General features: G+C 75.2%; 19 protein-coding genes. 6 read left to right on the forward strand and 13 right to left on the reverse strand.

Annotation, left to right across the window (positions count from 1 at the left end; all coding sequences use genetic code 11):
* Positions 1-27: 27 nt before the first annotated feature.
* The 3 genes from J116_RS01270 to J116_RS01280 all read left to right on the forward strand — a co-directional run bounded on the left by J116_RS01270 (position 28) and on the right by J116_RS01280 (position 3,650).
* Entirely contained in the window at positions 28-1,053 is a 1,026-nt protein-coding gene (locus tag J116_RS01270) for a hydroxyacid dehydrogenase (RefSeq protein WP_023591179.1), read from the forward strand.
* Positions 1,054-1,236: 183 nt separating this feature from the next.
* Positions 1,237-2,841, forward strand: coding sequence for an ABC-F family ATP-binding cassette domain-containing protein (locus J116_RS01275; protein ID WP_023591178.1), 1,605 nt, complete (start codon positions 1,237-1,239; stop codon positions 2,839-2,841).
* A 125-nt stretch (positions 2,842-2,966) separates the two neighbouring features.
* A complete protein-coding gene (locus J116_RS01280; protein WP_023591177.1) occupies positions 2,967-3,650 on the forward strand; it encodes a TNT domain-containing protein in 684 nt (227 codons plus the stop codon).
* A 115-nt stretch (positions 3,651-3,765) separates the two neighbouring features.
* Here the strand turns inward: J116_RS01280 and J116_RS01285 are convergent, their stop codons facing one another.
* Positions 3,766-4,686, reverse strand: a complete 921-nt coding sequence (locus J116_RS01285; protein WP_023591176.1) for an adenosine kinase — start codon at positions 4,684-4,686, stop codon at positions 3,766-3,768.
* A 209-nt stretch (positions 4,687-4,895) separates the two neighbouring features.
* Here J116_RS01285 and J116_RS01290 point away from each other — a divergent pair, with 209 nt between their 5' ends.
* Positions 4,896-6,131: a phosphodiester glycosidase family protein gene (locus tag J116_RS01290; protein ID WP_023591175.1), complete on the forward strand. Its 1,236-nt coding sequence runs from the start codon at positions 4,896-4,898 to the stop codon at positions 6,129-6,131.
* A 111-nt stretch (positions 6,132-6,242) separates the two neighbouring features.
* On the opposite strand, the gene J116_RS01295 is transcribed toward J116_RS01290, so the two are convergent.
* The 10 genes from J116_RS01295 to J116_RS01340 all read right to left on the reverse strand — a co-directional run bounded on the left by J116_RS01295 (position 6,243) and on the right by J116_RS01340 (position 16,353).
* Positions 6,243-6,437, reverse strand: a complete 195-nt coding sequence (locus J116_RS01295; protein WP_023591174.1) for a hypothetical protein — start codon at positions 6,435-6,437, stop codon at positions 6,243-6,245.
* A gap of 129 nt (positions 6,438-6,566) precedes the next feature.
* Positions 6,567-7,295, reverse strand: a complete 729-nt coding sequence (locus tag J116_RS01300) for an ABC transporter ATP-binding protein (protein ID WP_023591173.1) — start codon at positions 7,293-7,295, stop codon at positions 6,567-6,569.
* Positions 7,288-8,259, reverse strand: coding sequence for an ABC transporter ATP-binding protein (locus J116_RS01305; protein WP_051204057.1), 972 nt, complete (start codon positions 8,257-8,259; stop codon positions 7,288-7,290). Before J116_RS01305 ends, J116_RS01300 begins: the two co-directional genes overlap by 8 nt.
* A gap of 41 nt (positions 8,260-8,300) precedes the next feature.
* A complete protein-coding gene (locus J116_RS01310) occupies positions 8,301-9,314 on the reverse strand; it encodes an ABC transporter permease (protein ID WP_079147625.1) in 1,014 nt (337 codons plus the stop codon).
* Positions 9,307-10,299, reverse strand: coding sequence for an ABC transporter permease (locus J116_RS01315; protein ID WP_023591170.1), 993 nt, complete (start codon positions 10,297-10,299; stop codon positions 9,307-9,309). The genes J116_RS01310 and J116_RS01315 overlap by 8 nt, the downstream gene beginning before the upstream one ends.
* Complete coding sequence (locus tag J116_RS01320; protein ID WP_023591169.1) at positions 10,296-11,912, reverse strand: ABC transporter substrate-binding protein; 1,617 nt, start codon at positions 11,910-11,912, stop codon at positions 10,296-10,298. The genes J116_RS01315 and J116_RS01320 overlap by 4 nt, the downstream gene beginning before the upstream one ends.
* Before the next feature lie 111 nt (positions 11,913-12,023).
* Positions 12,024-13,145, reverse strand: coding sequence for an acyl-CoA dehydrogenase family protein (locus J116_RS01325; protein ID WP_023591168.1), 1,122 nt, complete (start codon positions 13,143-13,145; stop codon positions 12,024-12,026).
* Entirely contained in the window at positions 13,142-14,329 is a 1,188-nt protein-coding gene (locus tag J116_RS01330; RefSeq protein WP_023591167.1) for an acyl-CoA dehydrogenase family protein, read from the reverse strand. The genes J116_RS01325 and J116_RS01330 overlap by 4 nt, the downstream gene beginning before the upstream one ends.
* Entirely contained in the window at positions 14,326-15,411 is a 1,086-nt protein-coding gene (locus J116_RS01335; RefSeq protein WP_023591166.1) for an NADPH:quinone oxidoreductase family protein, read from the reverse strand. Before J116_RS01335 ends, J116_RS01330 begins: the two co-directional genes overlap by 4 nt.
* A gap of 174 nt (positions 15,412-15,585) precedes the next feature.
* A complete protein-coding gene (locus J116_RS01340; RefSeq protein WP_028964793.1) occupies positions 15,586-16,353 on the reverse strand; it encodes a PIG-L deacetylase family protein in 768 nt (255 codons plus the stop codon).
* 131 nt (positions 16,354-16,484) lie between these two features.
* On the opposite strand from J116_RS01340, the gene J116_RS01345 reads away from it, so the two are divergent.
* The gene (locus tag J116_RS01345; RefSeq protein WP_023591164.1) at positions 16,485-16,928 is read left to right on the forward strand and encodes a hypothetical protein; all 444 of its coding nucleotides are present in this window, start codon (positions 16,485-16,487) and stop codon (positions 16,926-16,928) included.
* Between the two features lie 97 nt (positions 16,929-17,025).
* Here the strand turns inward: J116_RS01345 and J116_RS01350 are convergent, their stop codons facing one another.
* Positions 17,026-18,327 (reverse strand): alpha/beta fold hydrolase, encoded by a 1,302-nt coding sequence (locus J116_RS01350; RefSeq protein WP_023591163.1) that lies wholly within the window; start codon positions 18,325-18,327, stop codon positions 17,026-17,028.
* A 390-nt stretch (positions 18,328-18,717) separates the two neighbouring features.
* Between J116_RS01350 and J116_RS01355 the strand changes: the two genes are divergently transcribed.
* Positions 18,718-19,167: a DUF4383 domain-containing protein gene (locus J116_RS01355; protein ID WP_079147842.1), complete on the forward strand. Its 450-nt coding sequence runs from the start codon at positions 18,718-18,720 to the stop codon at positions 19,165-19,167.
* 12 nt (positions 19,168-19,179) lie between these two features.
* Here the strand turns inward: J116_RS01355 and J116_RS01360 are convergent, their stop codons facing one another.
* Positions 19,180-20,361 (reverse strand): vWA domain-containing protein, encoded by a 1,182-nt coding sequence (locus J116_RS01360; RefSeq protein WP_023591161.1) that lies wholly within the window; start codon positions 20,359-20,361, stop codon positions 19,180-19,182.
* Positions 20,362-20,364: the final 3 nt, after the last annotated feature.

Raw genomic sequence — 20,364 nt, forward strand, 5'->3', positions numbered from 1 at the left:
GTTCCGCAGCGACCCCGGGAGCCGTCCATGACCATCCCCTCCGCCCGCCGTCGGCCGCGGACCGTCCTCGCCATGGAGCCGCGGGTGCGGGACGCGCTGTTCGACGCGGCGGCGCTGGACCGGCTCGTCGCCGTCGCGAACACCGACCCGGCTCAGGTCGTACGGGACTTCGGCGCCGACGAGCACATGGCCGCCCTCGCCGGGGCGGAGGCGCTGCTCACCGGCTGGGGCTGCCCCCCGCTGACGGAGGCCGCGCTGGAGCGGATGCCCCGGCTGCGCACGGTGGTGCACGCGGCGGGGTCGGTGAAGCACCACGTCACCGACGCCTGCTGGGCGCGCGGGCTCACCGTCGCCTCGGCCGCGGCGGCCAACGCGCTGCCCGTCGCCGAGTACACGGTCGCCGCGATCCTGTTCTCCGGGAAGCGGGTCCTCGACGCGGGGCGCTCCTACCGGGAGCGACGAGGCCGGGTCGATCCGCTGGACCTGCTCGCCGGGGCGGGCAACTACCGCCGCACGGTCGGGGTCGTCGGGGCGTCCCGGATCGGGCGGCGGGTGATCGAGCTGCTGCGCCCGTACGACCTGCGGGTGCTGCTGTACGACCCGTACGTGACCGGTGAGGAGGCGGCCCGGCTGGGCGTCCGGCAGGTGGCGCTGGACGAACTGGCGCGCACCGCCGACGTGGTGACCCTGCACGCGCCGGAGCTGCCCGGGACCCGGCACCTGTTCGACCGGGCCCGGCTCGCGCTGCTGCGGGACGGGGCGACCCTGGTCAATACGGCGCGCGGGTCGCTGGTGGACACGGACGCGCTGACGGCGGAGCTCGTGTCGGGACGGCTGAACGCCGTGCTGGACGTGACGGAGCCGGAGGTCCTGCCGCCCGGCTCGCCGCTGTACGACCTGCCGAACGTGCTGCTGACCCCCCATGTGGCCGGGTCGCTCGGCAACGAGCTCGGCCGCCTCGCGCACGCGGCCCTGGACGAGCTGGAACGGTACGCGCGCGGCCTGCCGTTCGCCGGTCCCGTACGGGCGGAGGACCTGCGCCACTCGGCGTGAACCGGCCAGGCCCCGCGTGAACCGGCGACGTGGGACGTGCCCACGCGCCGGGCCCGGAAAAGCGGATGCTCCCCGGCGGCCGGACGTCGTACCGTGGAGCCATGTCCACGCCCCGGATCTCCTAGCTCAGGACCCGCTTCCACGCCAGAAGTCCGCCCTTGAGCCTGTCCGGAGCGTCACCTCATGATCACCGTTCGCGATGTCGAACTGCGCGCGGGCGCGCGCCTTCTGCTGTCCCAGGTCTCCTTCACCGTCTCCCCCGGCGACCGGATCGGTCTCGTCGGCCGCAACGGCGCGGGCAAGACCACCCTGATGACCGCCCTGGCCGGACGGTCCCGGCCCGCCGCGGGCACGGTCGCCCACACCGGTCCCGTCGGGTTCCTCGCCCAGGACTCCCGCGCCGCCGACCCCTCAGTCACCGTCCTGGACCGCATCCTGTCCGCCCGTTCCCTGGACCGGGCGCTGCACCGGCTTCGAGCCGCCGAGGCGGCCATGGCGCAGGCCGACGGGCCGTCGGCGCTGGACCGGGCGATGCGCGCCTACGCCCGCGCCGACGCGGCCTTCCAGTCCGGGGGCGGGTACGCCGCCGAGGCGGAGGCGGCCCGTGTGGCGGCCGGGCTTGGCCTGCCCGACGACGTCATGGGCCGCCCGGTCGGCGCGCTGTCCGGCGGGCAGCGGCGCCGTGTGGAGCTGGCCCGTGTCCTGTTCGGGGGGCACGACGGCACGCTCCTGATGGACGAGCCGACCAACCACCTCGACGTCGGCTCGACCGCGTGGCTGCGCGGCTTCCTGCGGGGCCACCAGGGCGGCCTGGTTCTCATCAGCCATGACACGGCCCTGCTGGCCGACGTGGTGAACCGGGTGTTCCACCTGGACGCCGACCGCGCCGCCATCGACGTCCACAACACCGGCTGGGAGACGTACCTGGCCCAGCGGGCGGCCGAGGAGCGGCGCCACGCACGGGAGCGCGCCGCCGCCGAACGCAAGGCCGCCGCCCTGCACGCGCAGGCGGAGAAGATGAAGTCGAGGTCGGCCACCGCGACCACGGCGAGGAGCATGGCCCGCCGCGCCGACCGGATGCTCGCCGGTCTCGAACCGGTCCGCCGCGCCGAGAAGACGGCCAGGATCAGGCTCCCCGAGCCCGAGCCGTGCGGCCGGATGCCGCTGGGTGCGATCAGCCTGGCCAAGTCGTACGGCGGGCAGCCGGTGCTGAGGGGCGTGGACCTGGCCGTCGACCGGGGCAGCCGCCTGGTCGTCCTCGGCCCCAACGGTGCGGGCAAGACGACCCTGCTGCGGCTGCTGGCCGGGGCCGAGGCACCCGACTCGGGGCGAGTGGTGCGCGGGCACGGGCTGCGGCTGGGCTACTTCGCGCAGGAGCACGACACGCTCGCCCTCGACCGCACGGTCCGGCAGAACCTCGCGGCCGCCGCACCACACCTGACGGACGGTGAGGTGCGCGGGGTGCTGGGCGCGTTCCTGTTCGCCGGGGACGACGCCGACAAGCCCGCGGGGGTGCTGTCCGGCGGGGAGCGGACCCGTCTGGCCCTGGCGGGGCTCGTCCACTCCGGGGCGAACGTGCTGCTGCTGGACGAGCCCACCAACAACCTCGACCCCGCGTCGCGCGGCGAGGTGCTGGCCGCCGTCGGCGCGTACCCGGGCGCGCTGGTGATGGTCACGCACGACGAGGGGGCCGTGGACGCCCTGCGGCCCGACCGGGTGCTGCTGCTCCCGGACGCGGACGAGGACCTGTGGAGCGACGACTACCGGGAGCTGGTCACCCTCGCCTGACCGGCCCCGCGCCCTGCCGACCGGAGTGATCGCGGCTGGAAAACATCCCCCGGAATCACTCCGGTCGCGTGCCCGGTTCACTACGGTGCGTCAGGATCATTCCCGCATCGGAGGAGTTCTGCGACGTGAACCGTCTGCGCGCTGTCCTGTCCGCACTGGCCCTCGCCGTCACGGCGCTGTCGGCACCGGCCGCACCCGCCGTGGCGGTCGCGCCCACCGGCGCCGATGTCCGCGAGGAGCGCCCCGCCGCCTGCACCGGCGCGTTCCAGGGCGACGCGCGGCTGGGACCGAAGTACCTGCCGCGTCCTTCCGAGAAGCCGGTCGGTCCGCTGCTGAAGGGCTATCAGCGGATTGGCGGCCTGTCGCCGAAGGCGTTTCTGGCCACGTACTGGAAGGAGGAGGGCCTCGAGGGCCCGGCGGGCTGGAAGTACCCGCCGAACGACGGCTTCGCCGAGGTGAACGGCACCGTGGACAAGCGCGTGGAGGTGCTGGAGCCCGGCGAGAAGCTGGACCGGTTCGGCTCCGAGTACGGTTCGTACCTGGCCCCGGCGGGTGACCCGTACGCGAAGCGGGCGCTGCCGCCGCAGAGCCTCAACACGCGGGACGCCGCCTTTCCCTGCGACTACCACGTGTACCGCGTGGAGCGGCCCTTCCCGGTGTGGCAGGGCGGTATCGCCCCGTGGTTCGCGCAGCCCGGCGGGGGTCAGCAGATCAAGCTGGACCCGGCCCTGCTGGACCCGGGCGCGGGTCAGCGGCTGAGCGTGAAGTGGCTGCTGGAGCAGGGGTTCCTGTCCCCGGTGGCGTCCTGACCCCGGCCGTCCCCTGACGGCGCCTGTCCGTACGCGCGCGGGCGCGGGGCCCGTACGGCGGGAGTGAGGCGGAGGGCGGCACGCGCCGGGGTCGGCGGGCCGCCCTCCTTCCGTGTCAGGGCGCCGGGGACAGGCGCGTCGCGCGCGTGAGGAGAGTCGCCCGGTCGATGGCGGCGGTGGTGGTCGACGGGACCGTGCAGGCGTGGGCGCCCGCTGTCGCGCCGAACAGGGCGGACCTGCGGGGCGGTTCGCCCGTGAGGCGGCCGAACAGATAGGCCGCGGCGAAGGCGTCGCCCGCGCCGTTGGAGTCCACGACGGGCGAGGGGGGCGCCACGGCGGGCACATGGGTCAGTTCGCCGTCCGCCAGGAGGTGGGCGCCGTCCGCCCCGGCCGTGGCGACGACCTCCCGGGCGCGGCCGCGCGCCACGATGCCGCGCATGGTCCGCTCGGGGTCGTCCAGCGCGGCGGCGGACAGGAAGACGATGTCGGCGGCGTGGGCGAAGGCCGCGTGGTAGGGATTCTCGCCGTCCCAGTCGTGCAGGTCCGTCGAGATGGTGACCCCGGCCGCGAGCAGGACGGGCAGGGCGTGGGCGCAGGGCTGGGTGATGGAGACATGCGCGTGGCGGCTCGTGGCGGCGAGGGCGGCGACGGTGTCGTCGGGCAGCCGGTCCGTGTCGGAGCCGCGCGTCGCGTCGTAGAGGGAGAGCCTGCGGCCGTCGGGCCCGACGAGGTTGACGGCGCGTTTGGTGCCACAGGGCTGCGGGACCTCGGTGAGGGGGATGCCGTGGTCGCGGTGCAGGGCGCGTACGAGGTCGCCCTCGGGGTCGTCGCCGAGCATGTCGAGGTGGTGGGTCCTCATGCCGAGCGCGTGCAGCCCGAGGGCGACGAAGTCGCCGGTCTGGCCCGCGCGGGTCCGGATGCCGGGCTGGATCATGTAGCTGTCGGCGAACGGCAGCGGCAGTTCGGGGACGTACACGATCGTGTCCACACCGGCGCCGCCGAGGACGAGGACGTCGATGTCCGGGGCGCTGCTCATGGTGTTCCTTCCGAGGAGGGGCGGGGACTCAACGTATCGGCAACCAGCGGCGGTCCGCCTCCTGTCGGCCACGGACCGGAGGTTTCTGACCCGGCGTCGGGCGGACGGGTTCACGGGGTGCGGCGGTGGGGCAGCTTCTCCGGGATGGGTGTGCGGTTTCCCGACGGGTGGGGGGCGTGGCCGTGAGACGTCTGTGGTGGCGGGCCGGGGTGCTCGCGGTGCTGCTGGGCACCGCGGCGGCCGGGGCGGGGCTCGCCGTGCCGCCCGCCGCCGGGGCGACGACCGGGCGGGCGCCTGCCGTACTCGTCGCGTCGGAGACCCGGGGGGTCGCGGCCGGCGTCGGGTACCGGGTGCTGGACGTTCCGTCGTCGCGGGGCACCGCGCGGGTGCATCTGCTCGCAGTGGATCTGCGGGACCGGCGGGTGTCGGTGGGGCTGCTGTACCCGGGGGCGGTCGCGGCGCGGGCACCACTGTCGGCGCTCGCGGACGGGGCGGGCGCGGTGGCGGGGGTGAACGGCGACTTCTTCAACCTGTCCGAGGCCCAGCACCCCGGTGTGCCCGCGACGGGCGCCCCGGTCGGCCCGGCCGTGGCCGACGGGCGGGCGCTGAAGGCGGCGGTGCCGCGCGGCCAGCGGTTCGGCCCCGCGCTGCCTCCCGGCACGAGCACCCGCATGGTGCTGGGCGTGGACGGTGACGGGCGGGCCCGGCTCGGGGAGCTGGCGCTCCACGGCGAGGTGCGGACCCCGGACGGGGGCGTGCCGTTGGGGGGGCTCAACCAGTACGCCCTGCCGGTCGGTTCGGTGGGCGTGTTCACCCGCGACTGGGGCACGGTGTCGCGGCTGCGGGCGACGTGCGGGACGGACACGAACCGGGGCGCGCCGTGCAGTGCGGAGACGTACGAGGTGCGGGTGCGCGGCGGGCGGGTCGTCGGGGTGGCGGACGCTCCGGGGGCGGGGGCGATAGCGCCGGGCACGCAGGTCCTCGTGGGGCGTGAGGCGGGCGCGCGGTGGCTGCGGGGACTGGCGGTGGGCGACCGGGTGCGGGTGGCGCACCGGCTGGTCGCGGTCGGCGCGGAGCCGGGGGTGTCGTTCCGGTTCGCGGTGGGCGGGTATCCGGTGCTGCGCGACGGGCGGCCGCTGGCGGGAATGGACGCGGTGACGAGCGCGGTGCGGTCGGCGGCGGGGATCGCGGACGGCGGTCGGCGGCTGCTGCTGCTCGCGCTCGACGGCGGCCCGAAGTTCCGCACGGGACTGACGGTCGTCGAAGTCGCGTCGCTGCTGCGGGAGCTGGGCGCGTCGGACGGGGTCAACCTGGACGGCGGCGGGTCCTCGACGCTGGTGGCCCGTACGGACGACGGCGCCGCCGCGGTACGGGTGCTGAACCGTCCCAGCGGCGGCGCGGAGCGGCCGGTGCCCAACGGGATCGGGGTGTTCGTCCGCCCGTGAGCGTGACCGGGGGTGCGGGTGCGAGGTGGCCGGTGGCCGGAGAGCCGAGTCCGCCCGTGCCCGGTGGCCGGTGGTGTGCCCGGGTCCGGTGGCCGGGGTGCGGACGGTGTGCTACGGGTGGACGCTGCTGACCACGTCGGCGGTGGCGGACACCCCGTTGTAGATGGTCGGGGCGAGGCTCGTGCCGGCGAGGAAGAAGCCGAGCAGGCCGCAGACGATGGCGTGGGAGAGCTTCAGGCCGCCGCTGCGCAGGAAGACCACCGCCAGGATCAACAGAAGCAACACGACGGAGATGGTTACGGCCATGTGTCGTCCTCCTCGGCCCGGTGCCGCACGGGTCGTACGGCGTTCGGCGTTCGGCGGCCAGTCTGTCCCAGCGACGGCGCCGGACGGCCGTACGGCGTGTGGGCCGAACGGGTACGAATCGGGCGGCCGCTAGGCGGGCGTTCCGGCCGGGACGGACCTCTTTCCGGCCTCGGCGGGCGGGGCGGCACAGGCGGGCGCGGGCGGGGTGGTGAGGGATGTCCAGTGGACGGTGCGGTCGCACCAGCGGTCCAGCAGGACCCGGTCGTGGCTCACGGCGAGGAGCCCGGCGCCGTGTGCGCGGCGGTACTCCTCGACGGCGGCGACCAGCGCGGCCGTGGTGGACGCGTCGAGCATGGCGGTCATCTCGTCGCACACGAGCCAGCGCGGGCGCGCCACCAGGGCGCGGGCCAGGCAGGCGCGCTGGAGCTGGCCGTCGCTGACCTCGTGGGGGCGGCGGGACAGCAGGTCGTCGGTGAGCCCGACACGGGTGGCCAGTTCGGCGGTCCGCGTGGCGGCCTCGGCCCGGCGGCCGGTGGCGCGCAGGGGTTCGGCGATGAGGTCGCGCAGCGGCAGCCGGGGGTCGGCGGACAGGCGGGGCTGCTGGAAGACGACGCCGATGGCGGTGCGCAGCTCACGGGGCGCGCGGTGGCGCCAGCCGCGTACCGTCTCGCCGTCGACGGTGACGCTCCCGGCGTCGGGGCGGTGGAGGAGGGCGGCGACGCGGGCGAGCGTGGACTTGCCGCAGCCGCTGGGGCCGAGCAGGCCGACCGCCTCACCGGGCGCGACGGTCAGGGACACGTCCCGGAAGACGGGGGCGCGGCGGTCGTAGCCCGCGGTGAGGGAGGCGAGTTCAAGCACGGGCGGTCTCCTCCGCGGCGGTCGTGCCGGGTGATGAGGCGCACTGCGGGACGGCGGGCCACGGATGGTGGCAGGCGGCGCCGCCGGTCAGCGCCGGGACGGTGCGGCAGGTGTCGGTGCGGCGGGCGCAGCGGGGGGCGAAGGCGCAGCCCTCAGGCAGGGCGCCCAGCTCCGGAGGCATGCCGGGGATGGGGGTGAAGTCGCGTTCCGGCAGGGCGGCGAGGAGGCCGCGCGCGTACGGGTGGCGCGGGCCCTCCGTACCGAAGAAGCGGTCGGCGTCGGCGACTTCCACGACGCGGCCCGCGTACATGACGGCGACCCGGTCCGCGACGCGTTCGGCCGCCGCCAGGTCGTGGGTGATCAGCAGCAGCGCCCTGCCCTCGTCGGCGTGGCGGCGCAGCTCGTCCACGGTCCGTTCCACGAGGTCCCGGTCGAGGCCGGTCGTCGGCTCGTCCGCGAGGAGCAGCGGCGCGTCCCCGACGAGGGCGAGGGCGGTGGCGGCCCGCTGCGCCTGGCCGCCGGACAGCTCGTGCGGGTGGTGGTCGAGGAGCCCGGCGGGGTAGGAGGCCCGTCCGGCCGCCGCCACGGCCGCCTCGCGCAGCGCCGCGCGCCGCGTGCCGGTCAGCTCCCGGAGGGTCTCCTCCAGGTGCGCGCGCACGGTCCGTACGGGCGTCAGGTGCGCGGCCGGGGACTGCGGTATGAGGCCGGCGCGCCGTCCCCGTACGCGTCGGGCGAGGGTGCGCTCGTCGGCGGCCAGCAGGTCGATGCCGGTGCCGGGGGCGTCGTCGGGCCCGGTCAGCAGGGCCGTACCGGCGGTCCGGGCGTTGCCGGGGAGGAGGCCGAGCAGGGCGGAGGCGAGGACGGACTTGCCGCAGCCGCTCTCGCCGACGAGGGCCAGGCACTCCCCCGCCGCGAGGTCGAAGCTCACGTCGGTGACGGCCGCGATGTGGCGGCCGCCGCGCATCCGGAAGCGGACGGAGAGGTCCCTGACGGACAGCACCGGGGTCACAGCATCAGCTCCGATCGGCGGCGGGGGTTGAGGCGTTCGCGCCAGGCCCCGGCCAGGCCCGCGATGGCGAGGGTCGGGACGACCAGGAACAGGCCGGGGAACAGCGTCGGCCACCAGTCACCGGCGAGCAGCGAACCGCGTGCCGTCTGGACCAGGTTGCCGAGGCTCGCCTGGTGGGCGGGCAGGCCCAGGCCGAGGAAGGACAGCGCCGACTCGTGCCACATGGCGTGCGGCACCATCAGCACCGCGGCGAGGCCCGCCTGCGGCAGGACGGCGGGCAGCAGGTGGCGGACGGTGACGCGCCACCGGGACGCCCCGCCGGAGATCGCGGCGTCGATGTACGGGCGGGAGCGCAGCGACAGCACCTCGGAGCGGACGATCCGGGCGGTGGACAGCCAGTGCGTGACGGCGACGGAGAGGATGACGGGCCCGACGCCGGGGCGGAACATGGCCACGACGAAGATGCCGAGCAGCAGGTGCGGGACGGACGCGAAGGTGTCGACGGCCCGCATCACCAGCCGGTCCGCCCAGCCGCCGAGGGCGGCGGAGAGTGCGCCGACGGCCGTGCCGACGACGGTCGCGACGAGCGCGGCGACCAGTCCGACAAGGAGGGAGACGCGCAGCCCGTACACACAGCGCAGCAGCAGGTCGCGGCCCATGTCGTCGGTGCCGAACGGGTGCGCGGCGGACGGTGGCCGGAGCTTCAGCGACAGGTCGACCGCCTGCTGGTCGAGCTGTGCCAGCGGCGGCACGAGGAGCACGGCGAGGACGACGGCGCCGGTGATCGCGGCGGACACGGCGACGCGTACGGTCCGGGTGGAGCGGCGCGTGCGGCCCTGCGAGCGCCAGACGGGCGCGTCCTCGCGGGCGTGCTCGTCCTCATGAGCGGACGACCCGTCCAGGCGGACGGGCACGTCCTCGCTGCGGCCGGGCGCGTCCTCGCGAGCGGACGACGCGTCCTTGCGGATGGGCGCGTCCTTGCGGGTGGGTGCGGGCGTGGGGTCAGGCATCGGGGGTCACCCTCGGGTCGGCCAGGGCGTACAGGAGGTCGGAGAGGAGGTTGCCGAGGAGGACCGCGGCCGTGGCGAGGACGGTGAGCGCCGCGAGGAGCGGGAAGTCCACGGACATCGCGGCCTGGACCGTCGCCGCGGCGATGCCGGGCCAGCTGAAGACCGTCTCCACCAGGAGGGCGCCCGTGATGAGTTCGGGCACGCGCGAGCCGATCAGGGTGAGCACCGGCAGCAGCCCGGACCGCAGGGCGTGGCCGAGCAGGACGGTGCGTTCGCTCAGCCCGCGGGCGCGGGCGCCGCGCACCGGGTCCTCCTCCAGCGCGTCGGCGACGCCCTGCCTGACGTACAGCAGGAACCAGGGCAGCTGGGACGCGCCGAGCACCAGGGCGGGGAGGACCAGATGGGAGGCGACCTGCCCGAAGGTGACGGTGTCGCTGGCCGTGTCGGTGAGCCCGCCCGCCGGGAGGATACCGAGCTTCAGCGCGAACACCCAGATGGCGAGCAGCCCGAGCCAGAACGCCGGGGCCGCCTCCAGGGTGTACGCGACGGCCGTGACGGTCCGGTCGAGCGGGCCGCCCTGGCGCCGGGCCGCCAGGACGCCCAGGACCGTGCCGGCGAGGACGGCGACGGCGAACGCGGTGGCGGCGAGCAGCACCGACCAGCCGATGCGCTCGGCGATGACGTCGGCGACGGGCTGCCGCATGACGCTGGAGTCGCCGAGGTCGCCGGTGAGGGCGGAGGTGAGCCAGTCCCACCAGCGTGGTACGAGGGGCTGGTCGGCGCCGAGGTTGGCGCGAAGCTGGTCGAGGTTCTCCTGCGACGCCGTGAGGCCCGCCGTGCCCGCGTAGGCCTTGACGGGGTCGAACGGGGACGCGGCGGCGACGGCGAACACGCCGAACGTGACGACGAGGAGGACGGGGACGGCGGCCAGGGCCCTGCGCCCCGCCATCCGGGCCAGTGGCCCCCAGGGGAGGCGGCGGGTCACTTCGCGGCGCCCTTGGGGGTCCAGTCCTCGACGTTCCACCACGGGCCCGCGGCGAGGCCGTGGTCGTGCGGCTCGACCTGGGTGGACAGGCCGTCCCAGCGGTCGCTGACGACGTACAGGTGGTCGATGTGCGTGAGGAAGGTGTAGCCGGGGTTCTTCACCAGTTCGCGCTGGACCGTGTCGTAGGCGGCCTTGCGCGCGGCCTTGTCGTTCGTCATGCGGCCGTCCTCGAGGGCCTTGTCGACGGCCGGGTTGGCGTACCAGGCCATGTTGTTGAAGCCGTCGCCCGCGAGGTCGGACTTGAGGAGGAGGTACTGGTCGAAGTCGGGGTCGCCGGGGGAGCCGCCGCCCGCGAGGACCGCGTCGTGCTTCATGCGCGGTTCGATGACCTCCCAGGTGCCGGCCTGGGTGGCGATCTCGATGCCCGCCTTCTTGGCGTCGGAGGCGTAGGCGAGGGCGTGGTCCTGGCGGAGCTTGTCGCCGGAGGGGTACCAGAGGGGGAAGGCGGCGCGGACGCCGTTCCTCACGCGGACGCCGTCGGGGCCGGGCTTCCACCCCGCGTCGTCGAGGATCTTCTCGGCGGCGGCGAGGTCGTGGCGGCGTTCGGTGCCCTTGGCGAACCATTCGCTGCTGGTGGGGACGGGCCCGTAGGCGGGCTTGCCCGCGCCTTCGAGGATCTTGTCGACCATGGCCCGCCGGTCCACGGCCAGGTCGAGGGCGCGGCGGACGGCGGTGTCGCCGGTGACCTTGTTGTGGGTGGGCAGGGTGACGGTCCGGTAGTCGTACGTGGTGGCGGCGTACGTCTTCTTGCCGGGGTCGTTCTTGAAGCCCTTGGCGAGGTTCGGGGGGAGGATCGCGCCGTCGAGGTCGCCGGAGCGGAGGCGGGTGGCGCGCACGTCGTCGTCCTTGACGACGGCCATGGTGAGCTTCTTGACCTTCGGTTCGCCGCCCCAGTAGCGGGGGTTGGCCTTGAACGTGAGCTTCTCGCCCTTGGACCAGCCGGTGAGGACGTACGGGCCGGTGCCGACGGGCTTCGTGGTGAACGGCCCGGAGTTGACATCCTGGCGGGCAGCGACGTGCTGGGGCGCGATGGCGAGGACGGTGCGCTGGGCGAACGCCGCGTACGGGTACTTGAGGGTGAAGACGACGGTGTCGTCGCCGACGGCCTTCACGTCCTTGAGGGCGTCCAGCTCCGTCTTGGACGGGTTGTTGGTCCGCTTGTCGAGGATGGTGCGGTACGTGAAGACGACGTCCTTCGCACCGAACGGCTCGCCGTCGCTGAAGGTGACGCCCTTGCGGAGCTTGTACGTGTACGTGAGGCCGTCGGCGCTCACCTCGGGCAGCGCGACGGCGAGGGCGGGCTTGAGGCGCATGTCGGCGTCGAAGGCGAGGAGGCCGTCGAAGACCTTGGAGTTGCCGTCCTTGCCGTAGCCGAGGAGCGGGCTGAGCGTGTCGGGTTCGTAGGCGATGCCGACGACGAGGCTGTCCCGCGCGGCGGAGCCGCCGGAGCCGGAGCCGCCCGGGTCCGAGCAGGCCGCCGCGGTGAGCGCCAGGACGGTGGCCAGCGCCGCGGCGGCCGTGCCGCGTATCGGTCGGACGGTTCGGGCGGTCATGCGCCACACCCCTTATGAAAGATCCACTGTTGTTGCGAACGCTTCGCAATTAAACAGCATGTAGAGGGGTGTGTCGTCAAGGGCCCCTTACGGGAAGGAGCCCGGGACTCCCTACGGGGCGGGGGCGGGGAGGTCCACGAGTCCGGCGATCGTGTCCTGGTGGTGTCCGGCGGCGCCGTAGGCGAGCTGGTCGGCCTTGGCGCGCTTGAGGTAGAGGTGCGCCGGGTGCTCCCATGTCATGCCGATGCCACCGTGCAGCTGGACGCACTCCTCCGCCGCGTGGACGGCGACGCGGGAGCAGTACGCCTGGGCGACCGCCACCGCCAGGGGCGCGTCCGGGCTGCCGGTGGCGAGCGCGTCCGCGGCGTTGCGGGCGGCGGCGCGGGCTCCGGCGACCTCCAGCCACAGCTCGGCCATGCGGTGCTTGAGCGCCTGGAACGAGCCGATGGGCCGGTTGAACTGGTGGCGGGCGCGGGTGTGCCGTACCGCCTCCTCCAGGCACCATTCGGCGAGCCCGAGCTGTTCGGAGGCGAGCAGCCCGGCCCCGGCGACGAGCCCGGAGCGGACAGCCGCGCGGGAGGTCCCGGCGTCCGCGAGGCGGGTTCCGGGGGCGTTGGCCGGGACGGTGACGGCCGCGAGGGGGCGGGTGAGGTCGAGCGGGGTCAGCGGGCGGAGGGCCGCTTCGGCGGCGTCCACGGCGTGCAGGCCGTCGGGGCGCGGGACGAGGAGGACGTCGGCGAGGACGGCGTCCGCGACGGCGGTGACGGTGACGCCGGGGGCGGTGGCCGGGGTGTCCGTGGGGGCGGTGGGGGGCTCTGTGGGGAGCGGGGCGTCGGGGGCCGTGGTGAGGGGGACGGCGAGGACGGCGGTGCGGCGGCCCGAGGCCAGGTCGGCGAGCAGCTCGGCCGCCTCGTCGGAGGGTCCGAGGGCGAGCAGCGTCTGCGTGGCGACGACGGAGCTGGTGAGGTACGGCAACGGGGCCACCGCGCGGCCCAGCTCCTCCAGTACGACGGCGGCCTCGCGGTGGGTCGCGCCCTGGCCGCCGAGCTTCTCGGGGACGAGGAGGCCCGCGGCGCCGATGCCCCCGGCGAGGGCGTGCCACAGCTCCGCGTCGTGCGGGCCGGTGCCCTCCAGGCGGGCGGGCAGGGCGGCCGGGTCGGCGCGGTCGGCGAGCAGGGCGCGTACGGCGGCCCGCAGGTCGGTCTCGGCCTCGGAGTAGAGCAGGTCGGTCATCGCGCGAGGTCCTTCCACGGCACGTCCTTGTCGTCGCGCGGCTCGGCGGGCAGCCCGAGGACGCGTTCGGCGACGATGTTCAGCAGCACTTCGCTCGTGCCGCCCTCGATGGAGTTGCCCTTGGAGCGCAGGTAGCGGTACCCGGCGTCACGGCCGGTGAAGTTCACCAGCTCGGGGCGGCGCATGGTCCAGTCGTCGTACAGCAGGCCCTCGTCGGCGAGGAGTTCCACCTCCAGGCCGCTGATCCGCTGGTTGAGGCGGGCGAAGGCCAGCTTCATGGCGCTGCCCTCGGGGCCCGGGCCGCCCGCGGCGAGCTGCTGGCGCAGGCGTTCGCCGGTGAGCCGGGCGACCTCGGCGTCCACCCAGAGGTCCAGGAGGCGCCGGTGGAGGTCGTGGGTGCGCAGCTCGGGGCGGGTGCGCCAGGTGTGCGCGGCGCGCCCGATCATGCCGCCCTCGCGGGGGATGCGGGCGCCGCCGATGGCGACGCGCTCGTTCATCAGGGTGGTGCGGGCGACGGCCCAGCCGTCGCCGACCTCACCGAGGCGGTGGCTGTCGGGGATGCGCACGCCGGTGAGGAACACCTCGTTGAACTCTGCCTCGCCGGTGATCTGGCGCAGCGGCCTGACCTCCACTCCGGGGTCGGTCATGTCGCACAGGAAGTAGGTGATGCCGCGGTGCTTGGGGGCGTCGGGGTCGGTACGGGCGATGAGGATGGCCCAGCGGGCCAGGTGGGCGCTGGACGTCCACACCTTCTGGCCGTCGACCACCCAGGTGCCGTCGGCGTCGCGTACGGCGCGCGTGCCCAGGGCGGCCAGGTCGGAGCCGGCGCCGGGTTCGCTGAACAGCTGGCACCACACCTCCTCGCCGGTCCACAGCGGCCGCAGGAAGCGGCGCTTCTGCTCCTCGGTGCCGTACGCGAGGATCGTCGGCGCGGCCATGCCGAGGCCGATGCCGATGCGGCGCGGGTCGTTGTCGGGGGCGTCGGCGGCGGCGAGTCCGGCGTCCACGACGGCCTGGAGGGCGGGGTCGGCGCCGAGCCCTCCGAGGCCCTCGGGGTAGTGGACCCAGGCGAGGCCGGCGTCGAAGCGGGCGTTCAGGAAGGCGGCGCGGTCGGTGGTGGCGGGCGGGTGGGCGGCGAGGAGGTCGCGTACGCGTTCGCGCAGGTCGGCTGCGGTGACGGTCATCGGGTGGTGCCTTCCGGTCGGTCGGCGGTGGCGCCTTCGGTGACGGCGGCCTGGGTGACGGTGGCTTCGGTGGCGACGGCTTCGGCGGCGGCGACGCCTTCGGTGACGGCGGCCGCTGTGGCGGTCGCGGTGGGCACGACGACGAGGCGGCCGGTGGTGGTGCCGTCGGCGACGCGCTGGACGGCCGACGCGGCGTCCGCGAGGGCGACGCGTTCGCTGACGAGCGGCTTGATCAGGCCCTTCGCGGCGTACTCGGTGAGGGTGGCGTGGCACTCGCGGACGAGGGCGGGGTCCTTCTGCTGGTACAGGCCCCAGTGGAGGCCGAGGATCGCGTAGTTCTTGACCAGGGCGTGGTTGAGGGCGGGGGCGGGGATGTCGCCGCTGGCGAAGCCGACGACGACGATGCGGCCCTCGAAGGCGACACACTTGGCGGACGCGGCGTAGGCGGGGCCGCCGACCGGGTCGTAGACCACGTCGGCGCCCCGCCCGCCGGTGGCGTCCTTGACGGCGGCCACGATGTCGTCGGTGTGCCGGTCGATGACCGTGTCGCAGCCGAGGGCGCGGGCGGTCGCGGCCTTGTCCGCTCCGCCGACGACACCGATGACCCGGGCCCCGGCCGCCTTGCCGAGCTGCACGGCGGCGCTGCCGACCCCGCCGGACGCGGCGTGGACGAGCAGGGTCTCGCCCTCGCGCAGGGCGGCGCGGCGGTGCAGGCCGAACCAGCCGGTCTGGTAGCCGATGTGCAGGGCCGCCGCCTCGGCGTCGTCGAGCGTCTCGGGCGCGGTGAACACCGTGGCCTCGTCGGCGACGGCGTACTCGGCGAGCCCGCCGTGCGGCAGGGCGGTGGTGGCGATGACGCGGCGGCCGTCCTCCGTGTCGGCGCAGATCTCGACGCCGGGAGTGAAGGGGAGCGGCGGGCGCACCTGGTAGTGGCCCCGGCACAGCAGGGCGTCGGGGAAGTTGACATTGGCGGCCCGCACCCTCAGCAGGAGCTGTCCGGGACCGGGCTCGGGCCGGCCGGCCTCCTCCAGCCGCATCACCTCGCGGGGCTCGCCGTTTCGGTGTACGCGCCATGCCTGCATCAGGGCCTCCACAAAGAGTCGGGCAGTACCGCAATGGCTCGCATACTAAGCGGTCGCTTGCCCGCTGGGAACAGTACGGCCCCGGAACTCCTCCGGCCCCCGGCCCGCAGTCCCGGCCCGATCCCCCGGCCCTGGTGTCCCCCGCCCTGAAGCCGCGCCCGCCGGTACGGCGGGTCAGCGCGGGAACAGCTCGAAGGTGACGGCGGGCACCCCGCCGAACCGCTCGGCGGCCGCCTCAGCGCCGCCGGTGAGGAACGTCCGGCAGTACGCCTCGGGCTCCTCGTCGGTCAGTGCCTCGATGTACGCGCGGTGTTCGAGCAGGGAGCGGACGGCGCGCTCCAGGCCGGGCCGCGCGTCCACGGCGTGGGTGGGGCGGGACGAACCGGCGACGGCGACCCAGCGGACCCCGTCCCACGGTTCGAGGCCCTGCTCGGTCAGCTCCGGGAAGATCCAGCGGTTGCCCGCGTCGGAGGCCGCGTCGAGGGTGGCGCGGCCCACCGCGACGTGGTCGGGGGTGTTCCAGGCGACACCGCCCCACGTGTCGCGGTGGTTGAGCGTGATGACCAGCTCGGGGCGGTGGCGGCGGATCGCGGCGGCGATGTCCCGGCGCAGGGCGGTGCCGTACTCGATGACACCGTCCTTGTGGTCGAGGAACTCCACCTCCCCGACTCCGACGACCGCCGCGCTCGCCCGCTGCTCCCGCTCGCGCAGCGGCCCGCACACGGCGGGCGCGAGCGTGTCGATGCCCGCCTCGCCGCGCGTGGCCAGGACGTACACGACCTCGCGCCCCGCGTCGGTCCACCCGGCGACGGCGGCCGAGCAGCCGTACTCCAGGTCGTCGGGGTGCGCGACGACGGCGAGCGCCCTGCGCCAGTCCTCGGGCATCGGCCGCAGGTGCGCGGGTGGTTGACGGTCCGTCGGCTCGTTCTCAAGATCGCTCATGGGCGCAGGATACGGTCGCTCCGTCCGGCGGCGTGGCACCATGAGCGCCGTGAAGCCGATCCGCCGAAAGGGCGATGCCGCGTAGACGGCCGGGCGCGCTCCGCGCCACTCGTCGCCCCCCTGTCCGTCGCGTGCCCCGCTGGGCCGACGCGTACGGGCCGCTCGACCGGCTGTCGCCCGCGACGTGCGCGGCCGTCCGCGTCCTGGAACTCGCGGGCGGTCCCGATCCCCACATCGCGCCCGGCCGTACCGCCCTGCTCCTCGCCGCGTACCGGGACTTCACCCGGCGCCCCGGCGGTGTGCTCCTGGTCGTACCGTCCGCGATGCCCTCGTGCCCCGGCTGCGCGTACGACGATGTGACGGTCGTGCGGGACGGCCTCCAGGCGGTCTACCTCGCGCTGCCGGGCCGCCCGCGTGCGGAGTTCGGGCGGCTGCTCGCGGGGCTCGACGCCGTGTTCCGGCGCCGCACGCTGCCGGAGCCGGCCGTCGGGCTCACCGTCGGCGCGTGGACGGACCCGGACGGGACACCGGCGCCGTGGTGGCGGCGCCGGCGGTACGCGGACGCGCCCGCGTGAGCCCGTAGGCGCGGGGTGCGACCACGCGAGGGCGCGGGTGTGTGACGCGCGTGCGGGTGAGGGGCGCCCCGCAGGGAGGGCGCCCCTGCCGGGGGTGTCAGGCTTCGCCGTGGGCCAGGGCCAGGAGGCGGTCCAGGACGTGGGTGCCGCTCGCGCGGACGCCGTCGTGCTCGTACTCGTCCGTCACCCAGGTGCGCAGGCCGCGGATGGCGCGCGCGGTCTCCAGGGAGTGGGCGGTGTCCACGTACATGTCGTCGTGGTAGACGGCCGCCGCGACGGGGACCGTGTTGGCGGCGAGGCGCTCCGGGTCGTACAGGGCCGGCCAGTCGGCGCGGGCGGCGAGGAGTTCGGCGGTCTCCCGCAGCGGGCGCAGGGCCGGGTCGACGTCGAAGTGCCAGGGGTGGATGGTCTCCCCGGTGAAGAGGACCGGTCCGTCGCCGTCGAGCGCGGCCGCCGCGTCGAACTCGGGGAACTCGCCGCGCACCCGCTCGGCGGCCCAGCCGGTCGGGCCCCGCCCCTGGGCGTAGATGGGCTCGTGGAGGACGGCGTACAGCGGCCGGGACGCGAAGGAGAGATGGGAGCGCACGGCCTCCAGGAAGGCGTCGGACAGCGCGGGGCCGGACGCGGTGGGCACGAACGCGTCCTCCAGCAGGTAGTGCAGTTGGTGGCTGCCGTCGCCGCCGCCCAGGAGGATGCCGAGGGACTGGAACGCCTCGACCGTCAGCCGGTACCCGTCGGGCAGCACGGCGGGACTCCCGGCCAGGTGCTCGGCGACGCGGCGGGCGCGCTCGACGTCCTGCGGGTAGCGGTCGTAGTGCGCCTCGTTCTTGCGGCGGATGCGCGGGTAGGCGGCGCGGTACACGTCGTCGGCGGTCGCGTCGAGGGACGGCAGGCCGCCCGTGATGATCACCGTGTCGAGGCCGTGCGGGGCGGTGGACAGGTAGTGGGTGGCGCAGAAGCCTCCGAAGCTCTGGCCGAGGACCGTCCAGGGCGCGTCGCCGGTGAGGCGGCGGCGGATCAGCTCGCAGTCACGGACGATGGAGTCGGCCCGGAAGTGGGCCAGGTAACGGGCCTGTTCGGCGGGGCCGCCGCGCAGCGGCAGCGTCTGCCGGTCGGCCCGCGTGGACCGGCCGGTGCCGCGCTGGTCGAGGAGGAGCACCCGGTGGTCCCGGACGGCGCGGGCGAGCCACGCCTGCTTGCCGGTGAACCGGCGGGCGGCGCATCCGGGACCGCCCTCCAGGTACACGAGCCACGGCAGGCGGTCGGTGTCCGGCCGTCCCGCGGCGACGACCTCGCGCCCGTACACCTCGATCTGCTCGCCGGACGGGTCGGCGTGGTCGAGGGGGACGGTGAAGTGATGGTCGGTGAGGACGACGCCGGGCTGGCGGTACGGGGACACTGCTCCTCCTGTCGTGCTTCCTTGCGGACTGCGGGGACACACGTCCGCGCCCGCACAGTGGATCACAGCGCTCCACTGCCGGGGCGAGGAGGTCCCGGGCGCCGCCCGGCAGGGCGATGCGGTGATCTTTGCCGGGGCGACGTGAGAGGGGCTCACGGCACTCTCCCTCTCGGGCGTCGTGATGAGCGCGGTCGCGGCAGCCGGAGAGCTGTGACGTGCCGACCGGGTCCGGGGAGGCGCCCGCGTACGATCCGACGGGGGACCGACGAGCAGTCGACGCCGGCCTTCCGGGGTCCGGCTCGATGGTGAGTGCGGGCCTGGTGGGGGTACTCGCCGGGGGCCGTGAAGGTGGAGCGGCCGTCCCGGCCGTGACGGTGGAAGGGCATGGCCATGAGCAGCGCATCCCGTAGGACGTCCCCGGCCGGCTCCCTCGTGCGGCGTGCCGCGCTGCTGGTGGGGGTGGCATTCCTGCTGATCGGCGCCCTGGGGTTCGTCCCCGGGATCACGACCGGCTACGACTCGCTGGCGTTCGCTTCGCACGAGTCGGACGCGAGGCTGCTGGGACTGTTCCAGGTGTCGGTCCTCCACAACCTCGTGCACCTGCTCTTCGGCGTCGCCGGTGTGGTCTCCGCCCGTACGGCGGCCAACGCCCGCTCGTACCTCGTCGTCGGCGGCCTGATCTACCTGGCGCTCTCCGTGTACGGGGTGATCATCGACCTGGACAGCGCCGCGAACTTCGTGCCGGTCAACACCGCCGACAACTGGCTGCACTTCGGGCTCGGCATCGGCATGGTCGCCCTGGGGCTCGGGCTGCCCCGCCCGGCGGACGCCGACACCTGACGGCCGGGACGGCTAAGGCGCCCCGCCGGGGAGGGGCACGCGGACCGTCTCGGCCCAGGTGGGCGGTTCGGGGGCACCGGGGCCGATCAGGGCGGCGACGACCCGGCAGCCGGACGGTTCCCGGCCCGGCCACGGCGTCCACCCGTCGGTGAGGACGACCACGACGTCGGGGCGCTCGGGCCGCGCGAGCGCCGCCTCGATGCCGACGCGCATGTCGGTGCCCCCGCCGCCGCCCAGCTCCACCTGTTCGGCGGAGGTCACCCGCGACACGGCGTGCACGTCGGCGTCGCAGGCGAGGACCGTGACGCGGTTGCCGCGCACGCCGACCTCGCGCAGCACCCCGGTGATCTCCGCCATGGCGGCGGCCAGTTCGGCGTCCCCCATGGAGCCGGAGGTGTCCACGACGACCGCGACGCGCGGCAGCGGACGGCGCAGGCTCGGCAGGACGACCCCGCGCAGCGCGGCCGAGCGGCGGGAGGGGCGGCGGTACGTGTAGTCCACCGCGCCACCGGCCCACGCGGCGGCCTCGCGCACCGCCCCGGCGAGCGCCTTCCGCCAGTCCACGACCGGTTCGAGGACCTGCTCCGCCCAGCGCTGCCAGCCGCGCGGCAGCGTGCCGCGGCCGCGCAGGTGGGCGCGCATGGCCTCGGCGGTCGCGCGGCGCAGCGCCTGTGCCTCGGCGGTGCCGATCCGGGCGGGTCCCGCCGGTCCCGTGAGGTCCCAGGGCGACGGCTGCCCGTGCGCGCCCGACCCGCAGTCGTGGCCGCGCACGTCGGGCGGCAGCGCCGTGACGTACTCCTCGAACATCCGGCCCTCCGGCAGGCCGTACAGGCGCGGCTCCACGCGTCCGCCGGGCAGGGGCAGGCCGTCGGCGAGGAGGTCGTCGTTGATCTCGCAGTCCTGGGCGACGTTCACGCGGTACCGGTCGCGCTGGTCGGCCGCCGCGAGCCGCTCGGCGCGGCCGTGGTGGTCGCGCAGCAGATGGGCGACCTCGTGGAGCCATACGGCGGCCAGCTCGGCGACCGGGGTGGAGGCGACGAACGCGGGCGAGACGTAGACGCGCCAGTGCCGGTCCACGCCCATGGTGGGCACCTCGTGGCTCTCCACGACGGTCAGCGCGTACAGGGCGGACGCCAGGTACGGCCGGTCGGTCGCCGCCCGGAAGCGCGCGGCGAGCAGCTTCGTCCGGTCCACCGG

The organism is Streptomyces thermolilacinus SPC6, assembly GCF_000478605.2.
GTDB classification, from domain to species: Bacteria; Actinomycetota; Actinomycetes; order Streptomycetales; family Streptomycetaceae; genus Streptomyces; species Streptomyces thermolilacinus.

Bases quoted from the DNA above. Each gene is read 5' to 3' on its own strand.
- J116_RS01270 (WP_023591179.1), top strand. From the start codon at position 28: ATGACCATCCCCTCCGCCCGCCGTCGGCCGCGGACCGTCCTCGCCATG.
- J116_RS01305 (WP_051204057.1), bottom strand. From the start codon at position 8,259: ATGCGCGGCGGCCGCCACATCGCGGCCGTCACCGACGTGAGCTTCGAC.
- J116_RS01330 (WP_023591167.1), bottom strand. From the start codon at position 14,329: ATGACCGTCACCGCAGCCGACCTGCGCGAACGCGTACGCGACCTCCTC.
- J116_RS01275 (WP_023591178.1), top strand. From the start codon at position 1,237: ATGATCACCGTTCGCGATGTCGAACTGCGCGCGGGCGCGCGCCTTCTG.
- J116_RS01285 (WP_023591176.1), bottom strand. From the start codon at position 4,686: ATGAGCAGCGCCCCGGACATCGACGTCCTCGTCCTCGGCGGCGCCGGT.
- J116_RS01325 (WP_023591168.1), bottom strand. From the start codon at position 13,145: ATGACCGACCTGCTCTACTCCGAGGCCGAGACCGACCTGCGGGCCGCC.
- J116_RS01335 (WP_023591166.1), bottom strand. From the start codon at position 15,411: ATGCAGGCATGGCGCGTACACCGAAACGGCGAGCCCCGCGAGGTGATG.
- J116_RS01340 (WP_028964793.1), bottom strand. From the start codon at position 16,353: ATGAGCGATCTTGAGAACGAGCCGACGGACCGTCAACCACCCGCGCAC.
- J116_RS01295 (WP_023591174.1), bottom strand. From the start codon at position 6,437: ATGGCCGTAACCATCTCCGTCGTGTTGCTTCTGTTGATCCTGGCGGTG.
- J116_RS01355 (WP_079147842.1), top strand. From the start codon at position 18,718: ATGAGCAGCGCATCCCGTAGGACGTCCCCGGCCGGCTCCCTCGTGCGG.
- J116_RS01320 (WP_023591169.1), bottom strand. From the start codon at position 11,912: ATGACCGCCCGAACCGTCCGACCGATACGCGGCACGGCCGCCGCGGCG.
- J116_RS01310 (WP_079147625.1), bottom strand. From the start codon at position 9,314: ATGCCTGACCCCACGCCCGCACCCACCCGCAAGGACGCGCCCATCCGC.